The organism is Pseudomonas ulcerans (assembly GCF_036324125.1).
Taxonomy (GTDB): domain Bacteria; phylum Pseudomonadota; class Gammaproteobacteria; order Pseudomonadales; family Pseudomonadaceae; genus Aquipseudomonas; species Aquipseudomonas ulcerans.
Map to the genome: position 1 here is coordinate 95,246 of NZ_JAZDQN010000019.1, position 17,270 is coordinate 112,515.

Here is a 17,270-nt window from a genome sequence, read left to right on the forward strand (position 1 = left end):
TTTTTTCATCCCTAAGGTCGAGGACCTCATCATGTTGAAAGGCTACGGGGCAGTCATCCTCGATGGAGCGTGGCTGACGCTACAGCTCGCCTTGTCGTCCATGGCCCTGGCCATCGTGCTCGGCCTGATCGGCGTGGCCCTGCGCCTGTCGCCGGTGCGCTGGCTGGCCTGGCTGGGCGATCTCTACGCGACCGTGATTCGCGGCATCCCCGATCTGGTACTGATCCTGCTGATCTTCTACGGCGGTCAGGACCTCCTCAACCGCGTCGCCCCGTTGCTGGGCTACGACGACTACATCGATCTCAATCCGCTGGCGGCGGGTATCGGCACTCTCGGCTTCATCTTCGGTGCCTATCTCTCGGAAACCTTCCGTGGTGCCTTCATGGCGATCCCGAAAGGTCAGGCCGAGGCGGGCATGGCCTACGGCATGAGCAACCTGCAGGTGTTCTTCCGCGTGCTGGTGCCGCAGATGATCCGCCTGGCGATTCCCGGCTTCACCAACAACTGGCTGGTCCTGACCAAGGCAACCGCGCTGATCTCGGTGGTGGGCCTGCAGGACATGATGTTCAAGGCCAAGCAGGCGGCCGACGCCACCCGCGAGCCTTTCACCTTCTTCCTGGCAGTGGCCGCGATGTACCTGGTGATCACCAGTGTCTCGCTGCTGGCCCTGCGTTACCTGGAAAAACGCTACTCGGTAGGCGTTAAGGCGGCGGAACTATGATCTTCGACTACAACGTCATCTGGGAGGCGCTGCCGCTTTATTTCAACGGCCTGCTGACCACCCTCAAGCTGCTGGCGATCTCGCTGTTCTTCGGCCTGCTGGCGGCGATCCCGCTGGGCCTGATGCGGGTCTCGAAGCAGCCGCTGGTGAACGGCATCGCCTGGCTCTACACCTACGTGATCCGCGGCACGCCGATGCTGGTCCAGCTGTTCCTGATCTACTACGGCCTGGCCCAGTTCGCCGTGGTACGCGAGAGCTTCCTCTGGCCGTGGCTGTCCAGCGCGACCTTCTGCGCCTGCATGGCCTTTGCCATCAACACCAGCGCCTACACCGCGGAAATCATCGCCGGCAGCCTCAAGGCCACGCCCCATGGCGAGATCGAGGCGGCCAAGGCGGTGGGCATGTCGCGCTACAAGATGTACCGCCGCATCCTCCTGCCGTCGGCCCTGCGCCGGGCGCTGCCGCAGTACAGCAACGAAGTGATCATGATGCTGCAGACCACCAGCCTGGCCTCCATCGTCACCCTGATCGACATCACCGGTGCCGCACGGACCGTCAATGCCCAGTACTACCTGCCGTTCGAGGCCTATATCACCGCCGGCGTGTTCTACCTGTGCATGACCTTCATCCTGGTCCGCCTGTTCAAGCTCGCCGAACGCCGCTGGCTCGGCTACCTGGCGCCGCGCAAGGGCTGATGCCCGCGGCCAATCAATTCGCCCTGGGCCCGTGCCCGCGACCGAACGCACTGTGAGAACCGACAGCATGTACAAACTCGAAATCCAGGACCTGCACAAACGCTACGGCAGCCATGAAGTGCTCAAGGGCGTGTCCCTGGCTGCCAAGGCCGGCGACGTGATCAGCATCATCGGCTCCAGCGGTTCGGGCAAGAGTACCTTCCTGCGCTGCATCAACCTGCTGGAGCAGCCGCACGCCGGCAAGATCCTGCTGAACAACGAAGAACTCAAGCTGGTGCCGAACAAGGATGGTGCGCTCAAGGCCGCCGACCCCAAGCAGTTGCAGCGCATGCGCTCGCGCCTGTCGATGGTGTTCCAGCACTTCAACCTGTGGTCGCACATGACCGCCCTGGAAAACATCATCGAAGCGCCGGTGCACGTGCTGGGCGTGAGCAAGAAAGAGGCGCTGGAAAAGGCCGAGCACTACCTGGCCAAGGTCGGCGTCGCGCACCGCAAGGACGCCTACCCGGGGCACATGTCCGGCGGCGAGCAGCAGCGCGTGGCGATCGCCCGGGCGCTGGCCATGGAACCGGAAGTGATGCTGTTCGACGAGCCGACCTCGGCCCTCGATCCGGAACTGGTGGGCGACGTGCTCAAGGTCATGCAGTCGCTGGCCCAGGAAGGCCGCACCATGGTGGTGGTGACCCACGAGATGGGCTTCGCCCGCGAGGTTTCCAACCAGCTGGTGTTCCTGCACAAAGGCCTGGTGGAAGAGAGCGGCAACCCGCGGGAAGTACTGGTCAATCCGCAATCGGAGCGCCTGCAGCAGTTCCTGTCCGGCAGCCTGAAATAAGTCGTTGCGTCCTCGTTACTGCCTCTTTGCACCAAAATAGGTCATGCTGCGCCACCCGCGCAGCGTGACCCACACTTGCTCCAGTCCGCCTATCCTTGCGGACACCAGACTCACTTCAGGTTCCGGACCTCACCTCATGACCACCCAGCGAATCGGTTTTCTCATCTGGCCCAGCACCAAGGCACTGACCCTGGCGCTTGCGGAAGAGGTCTTGCGGGTGGCGCAGAAGGTGCACCCGGAGGTGGCCTACGAGCTGGCGTTCCTCCAGGCCGAAGCGCCGGCCGAAGGTGACTGGCGTCTGCCTGGCGAGCCGTGGACCGGGCGCCTGGAGAATTGCCAGAAACTGTTCCTGCTGGCCGACGAGCCGCCGCTGGCGGTGGGTGCGGCCCTTGGTGCGGCGCTCAAGCAACTGGTGCGCTCCGGTTGCGTGGTGGGCGGGTTGTCGGCAGGGGTCTATCCGCTGGCACAGCTCGGTTTGCTCGACGGTTACCGCGCGGCGGTGCACTGGCGTTGGCAGGACGATTTCGCCGAGCGTTTCCCCAAGGTCATCGCCACCAGCCACCTGTTCGACTGGGATCGTGATCGCCTGACCGCCTGTGGTGGCATGTCGGTGGTCGACCTGCTGCTGGCGGTGCTGGCGCGGGACCACGGTGCCGAGCTGGCGGGGGCGGTGTCCGAGGAACTGGTGGTGGAGCGCATCCGCGAGGGTGGCGAGCGCCAGCGCATTCCGCTGCAGAATCGCCTCGGTTCCAGCCATCCGAAGCTGACCCAGGCGGTGTTGCTGATGGAGGCCAATATCGAGGAGCCGCTGACCACCGACGAGATCGCCCAGCATGTCTGCGTGTCACGTCGACAACTGGAGCGGATCTTCAAGCAGTACCTGAACCGGGTGCCGAGCCAGTACTACCTGGAGCTGCGCCTGAACAAGGCGCGGCAGATGCTGATGCAGACCAGCAAGTCGATCATCCAGATCGGCCTGTCCTGCGGCTTCTCTTCCGGTCCGCATTTCTCCAGTGCCTACCGTAACTTCTTCGGGGCGACGCCGCGGGAAGATCGCAACCAGCGTCGCAGCAGTTCGCCGTTCGAGCTGTCTTCGGTCCCCGCCGAACGCGGTTGATCTTCAGGGCCTCATCGCTGGCAAGCCAGCTCCCACAGGGTTTCGTGCCGGCCACAAGATTTGAGGTCGACGCGGTCACTGTGGGAGCTGGCTTGCCAGCGATGAGGTCTTCATATTCAAAGAAAAGCCAGCTGACACCCCGCCAATCATCGAACACCTTGAATTTCCTGTCTTTCCCGCCCCAGCGCCACTCCCCGCCAACCCCTCGCACCGTTTAAACTGCGCCTTTGCGAAGCTATATGTCGCATTGCCGAAAGCCTTGGAAAAACAGGGTTTGGCGCTATAAGAAGTTGTCGCTTGGCGGCAAGGCCGAGTGTTCATCTCTCCTTACAATCCCCCCATCGCTCGCCAGTTCCAGGCAGGCGTTCCTCTTCAGGAGACTCCGATGTCCGTTGAGCAAGCTCCGGTGCAACGCGCCGATTTCGACCAGGTAATGGTTCCCAACTATGCGCCAGCCGCCTTCATTCCCGTGCGCGGCGCCGGTTCCCGAGTCTGGGACCAGTCGGGCCGCGAGCTGATCGATTTCGCCGGCGGCATCGCCGTTAACGTCCTGGGGCATGCCCACCCGGCACTGGTCAGCGCGCTGACCGAGCAGGCCAACAAGCTGTGGCATGTGTCCAACGTCTTCACCAACGAGCCTGCCCTGCAGCTGGCGCGCAAGCTGGTCGACGCGACCTTCGCCGACCGCGCGTTCTTCTGCAACTCCGGCGCCGAGGCCAACGAGGCCGCGTTCAAGCTGGCCCGTCGCGTCGCCCATGACCGTTTCGGCCCTGAAAAGCACGAGATCATCGCCACCGTGAACAGCTTCCACGGTCGCACCCTGTTCACCGTGAGCGTCGGCGGCCAGCCGAAGTACTCCGACGGCTTCGGTCCGAAGATTACCGGTATCAGCCATGTGCCGTACAACGACCTGGAAGCGCTGAAGGCACAGATCTCCGACAAGACCTGCGCCGTGGTCATCGAGCCAATCCAGGGCGAGAGCGGCGTGGTCCCGGCCGACCAGGCCTACCTGGAAGGCGCCCGTGCGCTGTGCGACCAGCACAACGCCCTGCTGATCTTCGACGAAGTGCAGACCGGCGTCGGTCGTACCGGCCACCTCTATGCCTACCAGCACTACGGCGTGACCCCGGACATCCTCTCCAGCGCCAAGAGCCTGGGCGGCGGTTTCCCGATCGGCGCGATCCTCACCACCAACGAACTGGCCAAGCACCTGGCCGTCGGCACCCACGGCACCACCTATGGCGGCAACCCGCTGGCCTGTGCCGTCGCCAACGCCGTGCTCGACATCGTCAACACCCCTGAAGTGCTGGCCGGCGTCAAGGCCAAGCACGAGCGCTTCAAGGCGCGCCTGGAGCAGATCGGCAAGAAATACGACCTGTTCAGCCAGGTCCGCGGCATGGGCCTGCTGATCGGCTGCGTGCTGACCGAGCAGTGGAAAGGCAAGGCCAAGGACGTGTTCAACGCCGCCGAGCAGGAAGGCCTGATGGTCCTTCAGGCCGGTCCGGACGTGGTGCGTTTCGCGCCGAGCCTGGTGGTCGAGGATGCCGACATCGACGAAGGTCTGGACCGCTTCGAGCGCGCCGCCGCCAAGCTGACCCAGGCCTGATTCAGCGCAGTACCCGCGCTGGCCGCTCGGCGGCCGGCGCACCGATTCCCGTGGCCTGTGCCCGTCGCGCACACGCCGCTTTTTTTGCGCCGGCGGATGCCGTCGGCCCGTATACCCGAAAGGAGTGACACCATGCTGGTGATGCGACCCGCGCAAATGGCTGACCTGGATGAAGTACAGCGCCTGGCTGCGGACAGTCCCATTGGTGTCACGTCCCTGCCGGACGATGCCGGTCGCCTGGGCGACAAGATCGCCGCCTCGGAAACCTCGTTCGCCGCCGAAGTCAGTTTCAACGGTGAGGAAAGCTACTTCTTCGTGCTTGAAGACCTGAGCAACGGCAAGCTGGTCGGCTGTTCGGCCATCGTCGCGTCGGCGGGCTACTCCGAGCCGTTCTACAGCTTCCGCAACGAGACCTTCGTGCATGCGTCCCGCGAGCTGAAGATCCACAACAAGATCCACGTCCTGTCGCAGTGCCACGACCTCACCGGCAACAGCCTGCTGACCAGTTTCTACGTGCTGCCGGAGCTGGTACAGACCGGCTGGGCCGAGCTCAATTCCCGTGGCCGCCTGCTGTTCATGGCCTCGCATCCGGAGCGTTTTGCCGAGTCGGTAGTCACCGAGATCGTCGGCTACAGCGACGAGAACGGCGATTCGCCGTTCTGGGATGCCATCGGGCGCAACTTCTTCGATCTCAACTACGCCGAGGCCGAGCGCCTGTGCGGTCTCAAGAGCCGTACCTTCCTCGCCGAGCTGATGCCGCACTACCCGATCTACGTGCCGCTGCTGCCTGACGAGGCGCAGGAAGCCATGGGTCAGGTCCATCCGCGGGCGCAGATCACCTTCGACATCCTCATGCGCGAAGGCTTCGAGACCGACCACTACATCGACATTTTCGACGGCGGCCCGACCCTGCATGCACGGGTCTCCGGCATCCGTTCGATCGCCCAGAGCCGGGTCGTACCGGTCAAGCTGCAGGAGCAGCCGACCAAGGGCGGCCGCCCGTACCTGGTGACCAACGGCCAGTTGCAGGATTACCGCGCGGTATTGCTGGAGCTGGACTGGGTACCAGGCAAGCCCGTCTACCTGAGCCCCGAGGCCGTCGAGGCCCTGGGTGTGGGCGAGGGCGCCAGCGTGCGCCTGGTCGCGGTTTGAAACTGCGATTTGATACTGAGAGCCACCGGCCGAGTTTTGCGGATGCCGTAAGGCATTCGCCCGAGGAGATAGCATGATCGTTCGTCCCGTACGCAGCAGCGACCTTCCGGCGCTGATCGAGCTGGCGCGCAGCACTGGCACCGGCCTGACCACCTTGCCGGCCAACGAGGACCGCCTGGCCCACCGGGTCGGCTGGGCCGAGAAGACCTTCCGCGGCGAGGCCGAGCGTGGCGACGCCGACTACCTGTTCGTGCTGGAGAACGACGACGGCGTGGTCGTCGGCATCTCCGCCATCGCCGGTGCCGTCGGCCTGCGCGAGCCCTGGTACAACTACCGGGTCGGGCTGACCGTCAGCGCCTCCCAGGAACTGAAGATCTACCGGGAAATCCCGACCCTGTTCCTGGCCAACGACCTGACCGGCAATTCCGAACTGTGCTCGCTGTTCCTGCGGGCCGACAGCCGCACCGGCCTCAACGGCCGCCTGCTGTCCAAGGCGCGGATGCTGTTCATCGCCGAGTTCCCCGAGCTGTTCGGCAACAAGATCATCGCCGAGATGCGCGGCATGTCCGACGAGCAGGGGCGCTCGCCGTTCTGGGAAAGCCTGGGCCGGCATTTCTTCAAGATGGAATTCAGCCAGGCCGACTACCTCACCGGCGTCGGCAACAAGGCCTTCATTGCCGAGTTGATGCCGAAGTTCCCGCTGTACACCTGCTTCCTCTCGGAAGCGGCGCGCAATGTCATCGGCCGTGTCCACAGCGACACCGAGCCTGCGCTGGCGATGCTCAAGAGCGAAGGTTTCAGCTACCAGGGCTACGTCGACATCTTCGACGCCGGTCCCGCCATCGAGTGCGAAACCCGCAAGATCCGCGCGGTGCAGGACAGCCAGAACCTGGTCCTGGCCGTCGGCACGCCGGGCGACGACGCCCCGGCCTACATCATTCACAATCGCAAGCGCGAAGACTGCCGCATCGCCGCAGCGCCCGCGCGCCTGGCGGCCGGCACCCTGGTGGTCGATCCCGCGACCGCCAAGCGCCTGCGCCTGAGCGCTGGCGACCAGGTGCGCGCCGCTCCGCTGTCCGCTGCCCGGGAGGCCAAATAATGACCACTCACTTCATCGCAGGCCAATGGCTGGCCGGCCAGGGCGATGCCCTGCAATCCCTGAACCCGGTGACCCAGGCGGTGATCTGGGAAGGGCAGGGCGCCAATGCGGCGCAGGTCGAGCAGGCCGTTACCGCTGCGCGCCAGGCGTTCCCGGGCTGGGCGCGACAGTCGCTGGACATGCGTATCGCCGTGCTGGAAGCCTTCGCTGCACAACTGAAGGCCAATGCCGAGGCCCTGGCCCATTGCATCGGTGAGGAAACCGGCAAGCCGCTATGGGAAGCCGCCACCGAAGTGACCAGCATGGTCAACAAGGTCGCCATCTCGGTGCAGAGCTACCGCGAGCGTACCGGCGAGAAGAGCGGCCCGCTGGCCGACGCCACCGCCGTGCTGCGCCACAAGCCCCACGGCGTGGTGGCGGTGTTCGGCCCGTACAACTTCCCCGGCCACCTGCCCAACGGCCATATCGTCCCGGCGCTGCTGGCGGGTAACGCGGTGGTGTTCAAGCCCAGCGAACTGACGCCGAAGGTCGCCGAACTGACGGTCAAGTGCTGGATCGACGCCGGCTTGCCGGCAGGCGTGCTCAACCTGGTGCAGGGCGCACGGGAAACCGGCGTGGCCCTGGCGGCCAATCCGGGCATCGACGGCCTGTTCTTCACCGGCTCCAGTCGCACGGGCAACATCCTGCACCAGCAGTTCGCCGGACGCCCGGACAAGATCCTGGCGCTGGAGATGGGCGGCAACAACCCGCTGGTGGTGGACGAGGTCAAGGACCTGGACGCTGCGGTCTACACCATCATTCAGTCCGCCTTCATTTCCGCCGGCCAGCGCTGCACCTGTGCGCGCCGCCTGCTGGTGCCGCAAGGCGCCTGGGGTGATTCGCTGCTGGCGCGCCTGGTCGAGGTCAGCAAGAACATTTCCGTGGGCGCCTTCGATCAACAGCCGGCGCCGTTCATGGGGTCGGTGGTCTCTTTGGCTGCGGCCAAGGCCTTGATGGATGCCCAGGCCCAGCTGCTGGTCAACGGCGCCAGCGCACTGCTGGAAATGACCCAGCCGCAAGCCACAGCCGCGCTGCTGACCCCGGGCATCATCGACGTGACCGCCGTGAGCGGGCGCCCGGACGAAGAGTTCTTCGGCCCGCTGCTGCAGGTGATCCGCTACGCCGACTTCCCGGCGGCCATCGCCGAAGCCAATGACACCCAATACGGCCTCGCCGCCGGCCTGTTGTCCGACTCCCATGCGCGCTACCAGCAGTTCTGGCTGGAAAGCCGCGCCGGCATCGTCAATTGGAACAAGCAACTGACCGGCGCCGCCAGCAGCGCGCCGTTCGGAGGTGTCGGCGCCAGCGGCAACCACCGCGCCAGTGCCTATTACGCGGCGGATTACTGCGCCTACCCGGTGGCCTCGCTGGAAACCGCGAGCCTTGTCCTGCCTGCCACGCTGACGCCCGGCGTCGCCCTATAACAACAGGTTCACGGAGCCTTAGCCGATGAAATCGTTTGAAGTGAATTTTGATGGTCTGGTCGGACCGACGCACAACTATGGCGGCCTGTCCTACGGCAACGTCGCCTCGCAGAGCAACAGCCAGCAGGGTTCCAACCCGCGGGAAGCGGCGCGTCAGGGCCTGGCCAAGATGAAGGCCCTGGCCGACATGGGCTTCAAGCAGGGCGTGCTGGCGCCGCAGGAGCGCCCGGACGTGGCTGCGCTGCGTCGCCTCGGCTTCAGCGGCAGCGATGCCGAAGTCGTCCAGCGTGCAGCGAAAGAAGCCATGCCGCTGCTGGTCGCCAGTTGCTCCGCGTCGAGCATGTGGGTGGCCAACGCGGCCACCGTCAGCCCGAGCGCCGACACCGCCGACTGCCGCGTGCATTTCACCGCCGCCAACCTCAACTGCAAGTACCACCGCAGCATCGAGCACCCGACCACCAGCCGCGTGCTGGGGGCGATGTTCGCCGACCAGCAGCACTTCGCTCACCACGCGGCGCTGCCGGCGGTGGCCCAGTTCGGCGACGAGGGCGCGGCCAACCACACGCGCTTCTGCCGTGCCTACGGCGAGCCGGGCGTGGAGTTCTTCGTGTTCGGCCGCAGTGCCTTCGACACCCGCTACCCGGCGCCGGCCAAATACCCGGCGCGGCAGACCCTGGAAGCCTCGCAGGCCGTGGCCCGGCTGCACGGCTTGACGGATGACGGCGTGGTCTATGCTCAGCAGAATCCGGATGTGATCGACCAGGGCGTGTTCCACAACGACGTGATCGCGGTCGGTAACGGCGAAGTGCTGTTCTATCACCAGGACGCCTTCCTCGATACCGAGCGGGTCCTGGCCGAACTGAAGAACAAGCTGGCCCGGCGTGGCGGCAACTTCAAGGCGATCTGCGTGCCGCGGGCCCAGGTCTCGGTGGAGGACGCGGTGCGTTCCTACCTGTTCAACAGCCAGCTGCTGTCTCGCGACGACGGTTCGATGTTGCTGATCGTGCCGGAAGAATGCCGCAACAACGAGCGGGTCTGGGCCTACCTGAACAGCCTGACCAGCCAGAATGGCGCGATTTCCGAGGTGCGCGTGTTCGACCTCAAGCAGAGCATGCAGAACGGCGGTGGCCCGGCTTGCCTGCGCCTGCGCGTAGCGCTGAATGAAACGGAACTGGCGGCGGTCAATCCAGGCGTTATCATGACCGCCCCGCTGTACGACACCCTGACCCAATGGGTCGACCGGCACTACCGCGACCGCCTGGTCGAAAGCGACCTGGCCGATCCGCAACTGCTGGTGGAATGCCGTACGGCACTGGATGAACTGACCCGGATCCTCAAGCTGGGCTCGGTCTATCCGTTCCAACTCAACCCCTGAAAGAGCACCCGAACATGTCCGACGCCCTGCAACTGATCCTTGAAGACGAAGATGGTAACCAGCGTGAAGTATCCAGCAGCCGCTTTGCGGTGATCTGGCAGGGCAAGGAAGTGTGGATCCAGCAGGATGGTCGCGGCCAGTTGCTGATCGGCGTCGACGTCGAAGAAGGCGACACCGAGTACGCCAACCTGCTGCTGCGTCCGCTGGCCACCAACCTGGTCAGCCTGCAACTGGAAATGGAGCCGGCGGATGCCGGCGACGATGACGATCACGTCCACGGTCCCGATTGCGGACATCATCACTAAGGAACGACACCATGCTCGCCCTCGGCAAACTGCTTGAACTGACCCTGGCCGGTCGCGAACCGGCCGAGAAGACCCAGACGACAGTTCAAGGCGTGCGTTTGCGCTGGTTGGCCGAGGGGGCGCTGGAAGTGCGTCCGCCGGAGTCGCGGGACAGCGGGCTGGATATCCTCCTCTCCGCCGGTATCCACGGCAACGAGACGGCACCGATCGAATTGCTCGACGACCTGCTGGGGCGTATTGCCAGCGGTCAGGTGCAGCCACGGGCGCGGATCCTGTTCCTGTTCGGCAACCCCGAGGCGATCCGCCGCGGCGAGCGTTACATCGAGCAGGACGTCAACCGCCTGTTCAATGGCCGTCATGAGCTGACCAGTGGATCGGAAGCCATGCGCGCCGGCGACCTGGAGCACCTGGCGGCAACCTTCTTCAGCATCCCGGGGCGTACCCGGCTGCACTACGACCTGCACACGGCGATCCGCGGATCGAAGATCGAGCAGTTCGCGCTCTATCCTTATAAGGAAGGGCGACAGCATTCCCGTCGCGAACTGGCCCGGCTGCGCGCCGCCGGGATGGAAGCGGTGCTGCTGCAGAGCAAGACCTCGATCACCTTCACCGCCTACACCTACGAAAACCTCGATGCCGAGTCCTTCACCCTGGAGCTGGGCAAGGCGCGGCCGTTCGGGCAGAACCAGCAGGTCAATCTCGACCGCCTGGAAAACCGCCTGATCCAGATCATCGAAGGCACGGAGCCGGCGCAGGCCGACGAGCTGGACGGCTTGCAACTGTTCAGCGTCGCCCGCGAGATCATCAAGCACAGCGACAGCTTCCATCTGCATCTGCCGGCGGATATCGAGAACTTCTCGGAATTGTCCCGTGGCTACCTGCTGGCGGAAGACCTGGCGGAGACGCGCTGGATCGTGGAGGAGGAGGGGGCGCGGATCATCTTCCCCAATCCCAAGGTGAAGAACGGGTTGCGGGCGGGGATCCTGATTGTCCCTGCTTCGACTGAAGGTCTGGGTGTGTAGGGGCGAGCTTGCTCGCGAAGGCTTGCGAGGCAGGCCCAAAGCAAAGAAGGCCGCGGTTCTCACCGCGGCCTTCTTCTTTTATACGGCCACCTTCTGCGGCACTTCATTGCGGCGCAAGGCGCGCAGCTTCAACAGCGTATCGGCACAGGTATTCGCCGCTTCCTGCCCCTTCAGCACGAAATGCTCGAAGAAGAACTTCTGGTGCTCGTCACCGGCATGGAAGTGATGCGGGGTCAGCACCACGGAGAACACCGGCACTTCGGTTTCCAGCTGGACCTGCATCAGCCCGTTGATCACGGCCTGGGCGACGAACTCATGGCGGTACAGGCCGCCATCCACCACCAGGCCGGCGGCGACAATGGCGCCATAGCGGCCACCACGGGCCAGCAGCTTGGCGTGCAGGGGGATCTCGAAGGCACCGCCGACCTCGTAGAAATCGATATCGCCGGCCTGATAGCCATGCTTGGCCATCTCCTCGACGAAACCTTTCTTGCTCTGATCGACAATATCCTTGTGCCAGCAGGCTTGTACGAAAGCGATACGCTCGTTGCCGTGGCCGATGGGGGTTGCTTGCATTGAAACGGACTCCTGTTTGTATGAGAAACAGGGCATCTGGATCGAAAGGGATGGTCGCCGCGACGCTGCTGAAGCGAAAGTTGCGGACGAACGGACACAACGGTGCCTATCCCGTTCTCTCTTTATCCGGACTATGACCGTCGGCCCCGGAATCACACCGGGTCTGCTGACCTTGCACGCCTTGGCCTGCAAGCGCTCGCGGGCTATGCGCGTTGCGCGCAATTACCGCCGGTGGGGAATTGCACCCCGCCCTGAGAACGTTGCCATCATGGGTGATGGCGGTGTTGTTTGTAACATAGTTTTCGAAAGAACGTATAGCCTGCTAACTAAATCACCCCGATTAACATGCATTTCATCCTGAATGCCTGCCGCCAGCGTATAAAAGCCACTACAACTGCCGTGCAGGCTAGCTATAATGCGGCCCTTTGCCGTCGTTTTCGTCATTTGACGCGCACATTTGCCTCAGGCCGCCGTTTCCGTGGAAGAACCTATGAAAAGCGCAGAAATCCGTGAAGCCTTCCTTCGATTCTTCGAAGAGCAGGGACACACCCGAGTCGCCTCCAGCTCCCTGATCCCGGGCAACGACCCGACCCTGCTGTTCACCAACGCCGGCATGAACCAGTTCAAGGACTGCTTCCTCGGCCAGGAAAAGCGCGCCTACACCCGCGCCGTGAGCAGCCAGAAATGCGTGCGCGCCGGCGGCAAGCACAACGACCTGGAAAACGTCGGCTACACCGCGCGTCACCATACCTTCTTCGAAATGCTGGGTAACTTCAGCTTCGGCGACTACTTCAAGCGCGATGCCATCACCTTCGCCTGGACCTTCCTGACCTCGGACAAGTGGCTGAACCTGCCGAAGGAAAAGCTCTGGGTCACCGTCTACGCCAGCGACGACGAAGCCTATGACATCTGGACCAAGGAGGTCGGGGTACCGGCCGAACGCATGGTTCGCATCGGCGACAACAAGGGCGCGCCGTACGCCTCCGACAACTTCTGGACCATGGGCGACACCGGCCCGTGCGGCCCGTGCACCGAGATCTTCTACGACCACGGCGCCGACATCTGGGGCGGCCCACCCGGCTCGCCGGAAGAGGATGGTGACCGCTACATCGAGATCTGGAACAACGTCTTCATGCAGTTCAACCGCACTGCGGACGGCGTCCTGCACCCGCTGCCGGCACCGTCGGTGGACACCGGCATGGGCCTGGAGCGCATCAGCGCCGTGCTGCAGCACGTGCACTCGAACTACGAGATCGACCTGTTCCAGAGCCTGCTGGCCGCCTCGGCCAAGGCCATCGGCTGCACCGACGAAGGCCAGCCTTCGCTGAAAGTGGTGGCCGACCACATCCGTTCCTGCGGCTTCCTGATCGCCGATGGCGTGGTGCCGTCCAACGAAGGCCGTGGCTACGTGCTGCGCCGCATCGTGCGCCGCGCCTGCCGTCACGGCAACAAGCTCGGCGCCAAGGGCAGCTTCTTCTACCAGATCGTCGCCGCGCTGGTCGCCGAGATGGGCGAAGCCTTCCCTGAGCTGAAATCCCAGCAGGCGCACATCGAGCGCGTGCTGAAGACCGAGGAAGAGCAGTTCGCCAAGACCCTGGAGCAGGGCCTGAAGATCCTCGAACAGGACCTGGCCGACCTGCAGGGCAACGTCATTCCGGGCGAAGTGGTGTTCAAGCTCTACGACACCTACGGCTTCCCGATGGACCTGACCGCCGATATCGCCCGCGAGCGCGAGCTGAGCATCGACGAGGCCGGCTTCGAGCGTGAAATGGAAGCGCAGCGCGAGCGCGCCCGTTCCGCCAGCGCCTTCGGCCTGGACTACAACAGCCTGGTCAAGGTCGACGTGGACACCGAATTCCTCGGCTACAGCGCCACCGAAGGCAGCGCCAAGGTCGTCGCCTTGTACAAGGACGGCCAGTCCGTCGAGCAACTGGGTGAAGGCGAGGAGGGTGTGGTCATCCTCGATCGCACGCCGTTCTACGCCGAATCCGGTGGCCAGATCGGCGACACCGGCTACCTGCAGGCCGGCGCCGTACGCTTCGACGTGCGCGACACCACCAAGACCGGCGGTGCCTTCCTGCACCACGGCGTGATCGCCAGTGGCAGCCTGAGCGTCGGTGCCCAGGTCGAGGCCAAGGTCGATGCCGACGTGCAGCACGCCACCTCGCTGAACCACTCCGCCACCCACCTGCTGCACGCCGCGCTGCGCGAGGTCCTGGGTGAGCACGTACAACAGAAGGGCTCCCTGGTGAACAGCCAGCGCCTGCGCTTCGACTTCAGCCACCCGGAAGCGGTCAAGCCAGAGCAGATCAAGGCCCTGGAAGAGATCGTCAACCGCGAAGTGCGCCGCAACTCCGAGGTGCAGACCGAAGAGACCGATATCGAGACCGCCAAGCAGAAGGGCGCCATGGCGCTGTTCGGCGAGAAGTACGGCGACAGCGTGCGCGTGCTGAGCATGGGCGGCGACTTCTCGGTCGAGCTGTGCGGTGGCATCCACGCCAAGCGTACCGGTGACATCGCGGTATTCAAGATTGTCAGCGAAGGCGGCGTGGCTTCCGGCGTGCGCCGTATCGAAGCCGTGACCGGCGCCGCTGCACTGGCCTACCTGAACGGTGCGGAAGAGCAACTGAAGGAAGCCGCGCAACTGGTCAAGGGCAGTCGCGACAACCTGATCGACAAGCTGTCGGCGGTGCTCGAACGCAACCGCCAGCTGGAAAAGCAACTGGAGCAGTTGCAGGCCAAGGCCGCCAGCGCCGCCGGTGACGACCTGGCCAACAGCGCCGTGGACGTCAAGGGCGTCAAGGTCCTGGCTGCGCGCCTGGACGGCCAGGATGGCAAGGCCCTGCTGGCCCTGGTCGATCAATTGAAGAACAAGCTCGGCCGCGCAGTGATCCTGCTCGGCAGTGTCCACGAAGAGAAGGTCGTACTGGTCGCCGGCGTGACCAAGGACCTCACCGGCCAACTCAAAGCCGGGGATTTGATGAAGCAAGCCGCTGCGGCGGTGGGCGGCAAGGGCGGTGGTCGTCCGGACATGGCGCAAGGCGGTGGCGTGGACGCCGCGGCGCTGGACGGTGCGCTGGCCCTGACCGTGCCTTTCGTAGAGCAGGGTGTCTGAGGCGCCGGCGGCCCGTCGTCTAGTGACGGGCCGTCGGCGTTGTGTTTTGTTTATTGGGTGCCCTTCACGGGCTGAGGCGGCTTTGAAATGGCGTTGATCGTACAGAAATTTGGCGGTACCTCGGTCGGCACAATCGAGCGAATCGAGCAGGTTGCCGAAAAGGTCAAGAAATTCCGCGAAGCTGGCGATGACCTGGTGGTTGTGCTGTCGGCGATGAGCGGCGAAACCAACCGCCTGATCGACCTTGCCAAGCAGATCAGCGATCAGCCGGTTCCGCGTGAACTGGACGTGATCGTCTCCACCGGTGAGCAGGTGACCATCGCCTTGCTCGCCATGGCGCTGATCAAGCGTGGCATTCCGGCGGTGTCCTACACCGGTAACCAGGTGCGGATCCTCACCGACAGCGCGCACAACAAGGCGCGCATCCTGCAAATCGACGACCAGAAGATCCGTGGCGACCTCAAGGCCGGCCGCGTGGTCGTGGTCGCCGGGTTCCAGGGCGTCGACGAGCACGGCAACATCACCACCCTCGGTCGCGGTGGTTCCGACACCACCGGCGTGGCCCTGGCGGCAGCCCTGAAGGCTGACGAATGCCAGATCTACACCGATGTGGATGGCGTCTACACCACCGACCCGCGCGTGGTGTCCCAGGCCCAGCGCCTGGACAAGATCACCTTCGAAGAGATGCTGGAAATGGCCAGCCTCGGTTCCAAGGTGCTGCAGATCCGTGCCGTCGAGTTCGCCGGCAAGTACAACGTTCCGCTGCGCGTGCTGCACAGCTTCCAGGAGGGTCCGGGTACCCTCATTACCATTGATGAAGAGGAATCCATGGAACAGCCGATCATTTCCGGCATCGCCTTCAACCGCGATGAAGCCAAGCTGACCATCCGTGGCGTACCGGACACTCCGGGCGTGGCATTCAAGATCCTCGGCCCGATCAGCGCCGCGAACATCGAAGTCGACATGATCGTGCAGAACGTCTCGCACGATAACACCACCGACTTCACCTTCACCGTGCACCGCAACGATTACGAGAAGGCGATGGGCGTGCTGAAGACCACGGCTGCCGAGATCGGCGCTCGTGAAGTGATCGGCGACACCAAGATCGCCAAGGTCTCGATCGTCGGCGTCGGCATGCGCTCCCACGCGGGCGTTGCCAGCCGCATGTTCGAAGCCCTGGCCAAGGAGAGCATCAACATCCAGATGATCTCCACTTCCGAGATCAAGGTCTCGGTGGTCATCGAAGAGAAGTACCTGGAACTGGCTGTACGCGCTCTGCATACCGCCTTCGAGCTGGACGCTCCGGCCCGTCAGGGCGAGTAAGCGTTGTCCCTGGAGGGGCGCGGTCTGGCCGCGCCCCTCTTTTTTCGACTGGTGTAGCGCCCGCCGCATCAGCCAGGCTGGTCAATACTCAGGTGTAGGCCGACAACCGTCCTGGTTGTACGCCGAAGCCTTTCTTATTTACAGACTGTTGTCCCTGAACTGAATCCCGTGAGGAAAAACGTATGCTGATTCTGACTCGTCGGTGTGCCGAAAGCCTGATCATTGGCGATGGCGAAATCACCGTGACCGTGCTCGGCGTCAAAGGAAACCAGGTGCGAATCGGTGTGAACGCCCCCAAGGAAGTGGCCGTGCACCGTGAGGAAATCTACCTTCGGATCAAGAAAGAGAAGGACGAAGAACCAACCCTTTAATTTTTATCGTTTTTTTTTCAAAAAAGAGTTTGCAAACGGGGAAGGGTCTGGTTATTATACGCCCCGTGTTGCGGAGAGGTGGCCGAGTGGCCGAAGGCGCTCCCCTGCTAAGGGAGTATACCTCACAAGGGTATCGGGGGTTCGAATCCCCCCTTCTCCGCCATTATTCATGTAGGGCGCTGTAATCTGGCATGAATCACTAAGTAGTTGAAATCAAACGAAAAAGTGATTGCCAAAACGATTTAGCGAACTATAATGCGCGGCTTCAAATGCACTCGTAGCTCAGCTGGATAGAGTACTCGGCTACGAACCGAGCGGTCACAGGTTCGAATCCTGTCGAGTGCACCATACAAGAAGCGATTTTCATTGAAAGTTGCTTCCGCTTCAACCAGTGGTGATCTGGTCCATCAAATACCAACCCTGCACTCGTAGCTCAGCTGGATAGAGTACTCGGCTACGAACCGAGCGGTCACAGGTTCGAATCCTGTCGAGTGCACC

15 protein-coding genes, 3 tRNA genes and 1 riboswitch are annotated in these 17,270 nt (G+C 63.6%); of the genes, 17 read left to right on the plus strand and 1 reads right to left on the minus strand.

Annotated features, from left to right (window positions below; genetic code table 11):
• Positions 1–31 precede the first annotated feature (31 nt).
• From V0R59_RS17965 to astE, 11 genes are all read left to right on the plus strand, one after another.
• Complete coding sequence (locus V0R59_RS17965; protein ID WP_330075708.1) at positions 32–721, plus strand: ABC transporter permease; 690 nt, start codon at positions 32–34, stop codon at positions 719–721.
• Positions 718–1,416, plus strand: a complete 699-nt coding sequence (locus tag V0R59_RS17970; RefSeq protein ID WP_330075709.1) for an ABC transporter permease — start codon at positions 718–720, stop codon at positions 1,414–1,416. Before V0R59_RS17965 ends, V0R59_RS17970 begins: the two co-directional genes overlap by 4 nt.
• Before the next feature lie 67 nt (positions 1,417–1,483).
• Positions 1,484–2,248 carry an ABC transporter ATP-binding protein gene (locus V0R59_RS17975; RefSeq protein ID WP_330075710.1) on the plus strand — a complete coding sequence of 255 codons (765 nt, stop codon included), beginning with the start codon at positions 1,484–1,486 and terminating at the stop codon, positions 2,246–2,248.
• Positions 2,249–2,384: 136 nt separating this feature from the next.
• Entirely contained in the window at positions 2,385–3,365 is a 981-nt protein-coding gene (argR, locus tag V0R59_RS17980) for a transcriptional regulator ArgR (RefSeq protein ID WP_330075711.1), read from the plus strand.
• A gap of 385 nt (positions 3,366–3,750) precedes the next feature.
• Positions 3,751–4,971 (plus strand): aspartate aminotransferase family protein, encoded by a 1,221-nt coding sequence (locus V0R59_RS17985; protein ID WP_330075712.1) that lies wholly within the window; start codon positions 3,751–3,753, stop codon positions 4,969–4,971.
• A 132-nt stretch (positions 4,972–5,103) separates the two neighbouring features.
• Positions 5,104–6,123, plus strand: coding sequence for an arginine/ornithine succinyltransferase subunit alpha (gene aruF, locus V0R59_RS17990; RefSeq protein WP_330075713.1), 1,020 nt, complete (start codon positions 5,104–5,106; stop codon positions 6,121–6,123).
• A gap of 73 nt (positions 6,124–6,196) precedes the next feature.
• Positions 6,197–7,222 (plus strand): arginine N-succinyltransferase, encoded by a 1,026-nt coding sequence (gene astA / locus V0R59_RS17995; protein ID WP_330075714.1) that lies wholly within the window; start codon positions 6,197–6,199, stop codon positions 7,220–7,222.
• Positions 7,219–8,685, plus strand: a complete 1,467-nt coding sequence (astD, locus tag V0R59_RS18000) for a succinylglutamate-semialdehyde dehydrogenase (protein WP_330075727.1) — start codon at positions 7,219–7,221, stop codon at positions 8,683–8,685. Before astA ends, astD begins: the two co-directional genes overlap by 4 nt.
• Before the next feature lie 25 nt (positions 8,686–8,710).
• Entirely contained in the window at positions 8,711–10,060 is a 1,350-nt protein-coding gene (astB, locus tag V0R59_RS18005) for an N-succinylarginine dihydrolase (RefSeq protein ID WP_330075715.1), read from the plus strand.
• A 14-nt stretch (positions 10,061–10,074) separates the two neighbouring features.
• A complete protein-coding gene (locus V0R59_RS18010) occupies positions 10,075–10,365 on the plus strand; it encodes a topoisomerase II (protein WP_042124493.1) in 291 nt (96 codons plus the stop codon).
• Between the two features lie 11 nt (positions 10,366–10,376).
• Complete coding sequence (gene astE / locus V0R59_RS18015; protein WP_330075716.1) at positions 10,377–11,387, plus strand: succinylglutamate desuccinylase; 1,011 nt, start codon at positions 10,377–10,379, stop codon at positions 11,385–11,387.
• 78 nt (positions 11,388–11,465) lie between these two features.
• Here the strand turns inward: astE and V0R59_RS18020 are convergent, their stop codons facing one another.
• Complete coding sequence (locus V0R59_RS18020; RefSeq protein WP_330075717.1) at positions 11,466–11,963, minus strand: 6,7-dimethyl-8-ribityllumazine synthase; 498 nt, start codon at positions 11,961–11,963, stop codon at positions 11,466–11,468.
• A 109-nt stretch (positions 11,964–12,072) separates the two neighbouring features.
• Positions 12,073–12,226, minus strand: a riboswitch (FMN riboswitch).
• A gap of 227 nt (positions 12,227–12,453) precedes the next feature.
• Between V0R59_RS18020 and alaS the strand changes: the two genes are divergently transcribed.
• From alaS to V0R59_RS18050, 6 genes are all read left to right on the plus strand, one after another.
• Positions 12,454–15,078: an alanine--tRNA ligase gene (gene alaS, locus V0R59_RS18025; RefSeq protein ID WP_330075718.1), complete on the plus strand. Its 2,625-nt coding sequence runs from the start codon at positions 12,454–12,456 to the stop codon at positions 15,076–15,078.
• 87 nt (positions 15,079–15,165) lie between these two features.
• Positions 15,166–16,401, plus strand: coding sequence for an aspartate kinase (locus V0R59_RS18030; protein ID WP_330075719.1), 1,236 nt, complete (start codon positions 15,166–15,168; stop codon positions 16,399–16,401).
• Positions 16,402–16,583: 182 nt separating this feature from the next.
• The gene (gene csrA / locus V0R59_RS18035) at positions 16,584–16,772 is read left to right on the plus strand and encodes a carbon storage regulator CsrA (RefSeq protein WP_009399024.1); all 189 of its coding nucleotides are present in this window, start codon (positions 16,584–16,586) and stop codon (positions 16,770–16,772) included.
• A 72-nt stretch (positions 16,773–16,844) separates the two neighbouring features.
• Positions 16,845–16,935, plus strand: a tRNA-Ser gene (locus tag V0R59_RS18040).
• 108 nt (positions 16,936–17,043) lie between these two features.
• A tRNA-Arg gene (locus V0R59_RS18045) sits at positions 17,044–17,120 on the plus strand.
• 74 nt (positions 17,121–17,194) lie between these two features.
• Positions 17,195–17,268, plus strand: a tRNA-Arg gene (locus tag V0R59_RS18050).
• Positions 17,269–17,270: the final 2 nt, after the last annotated feature.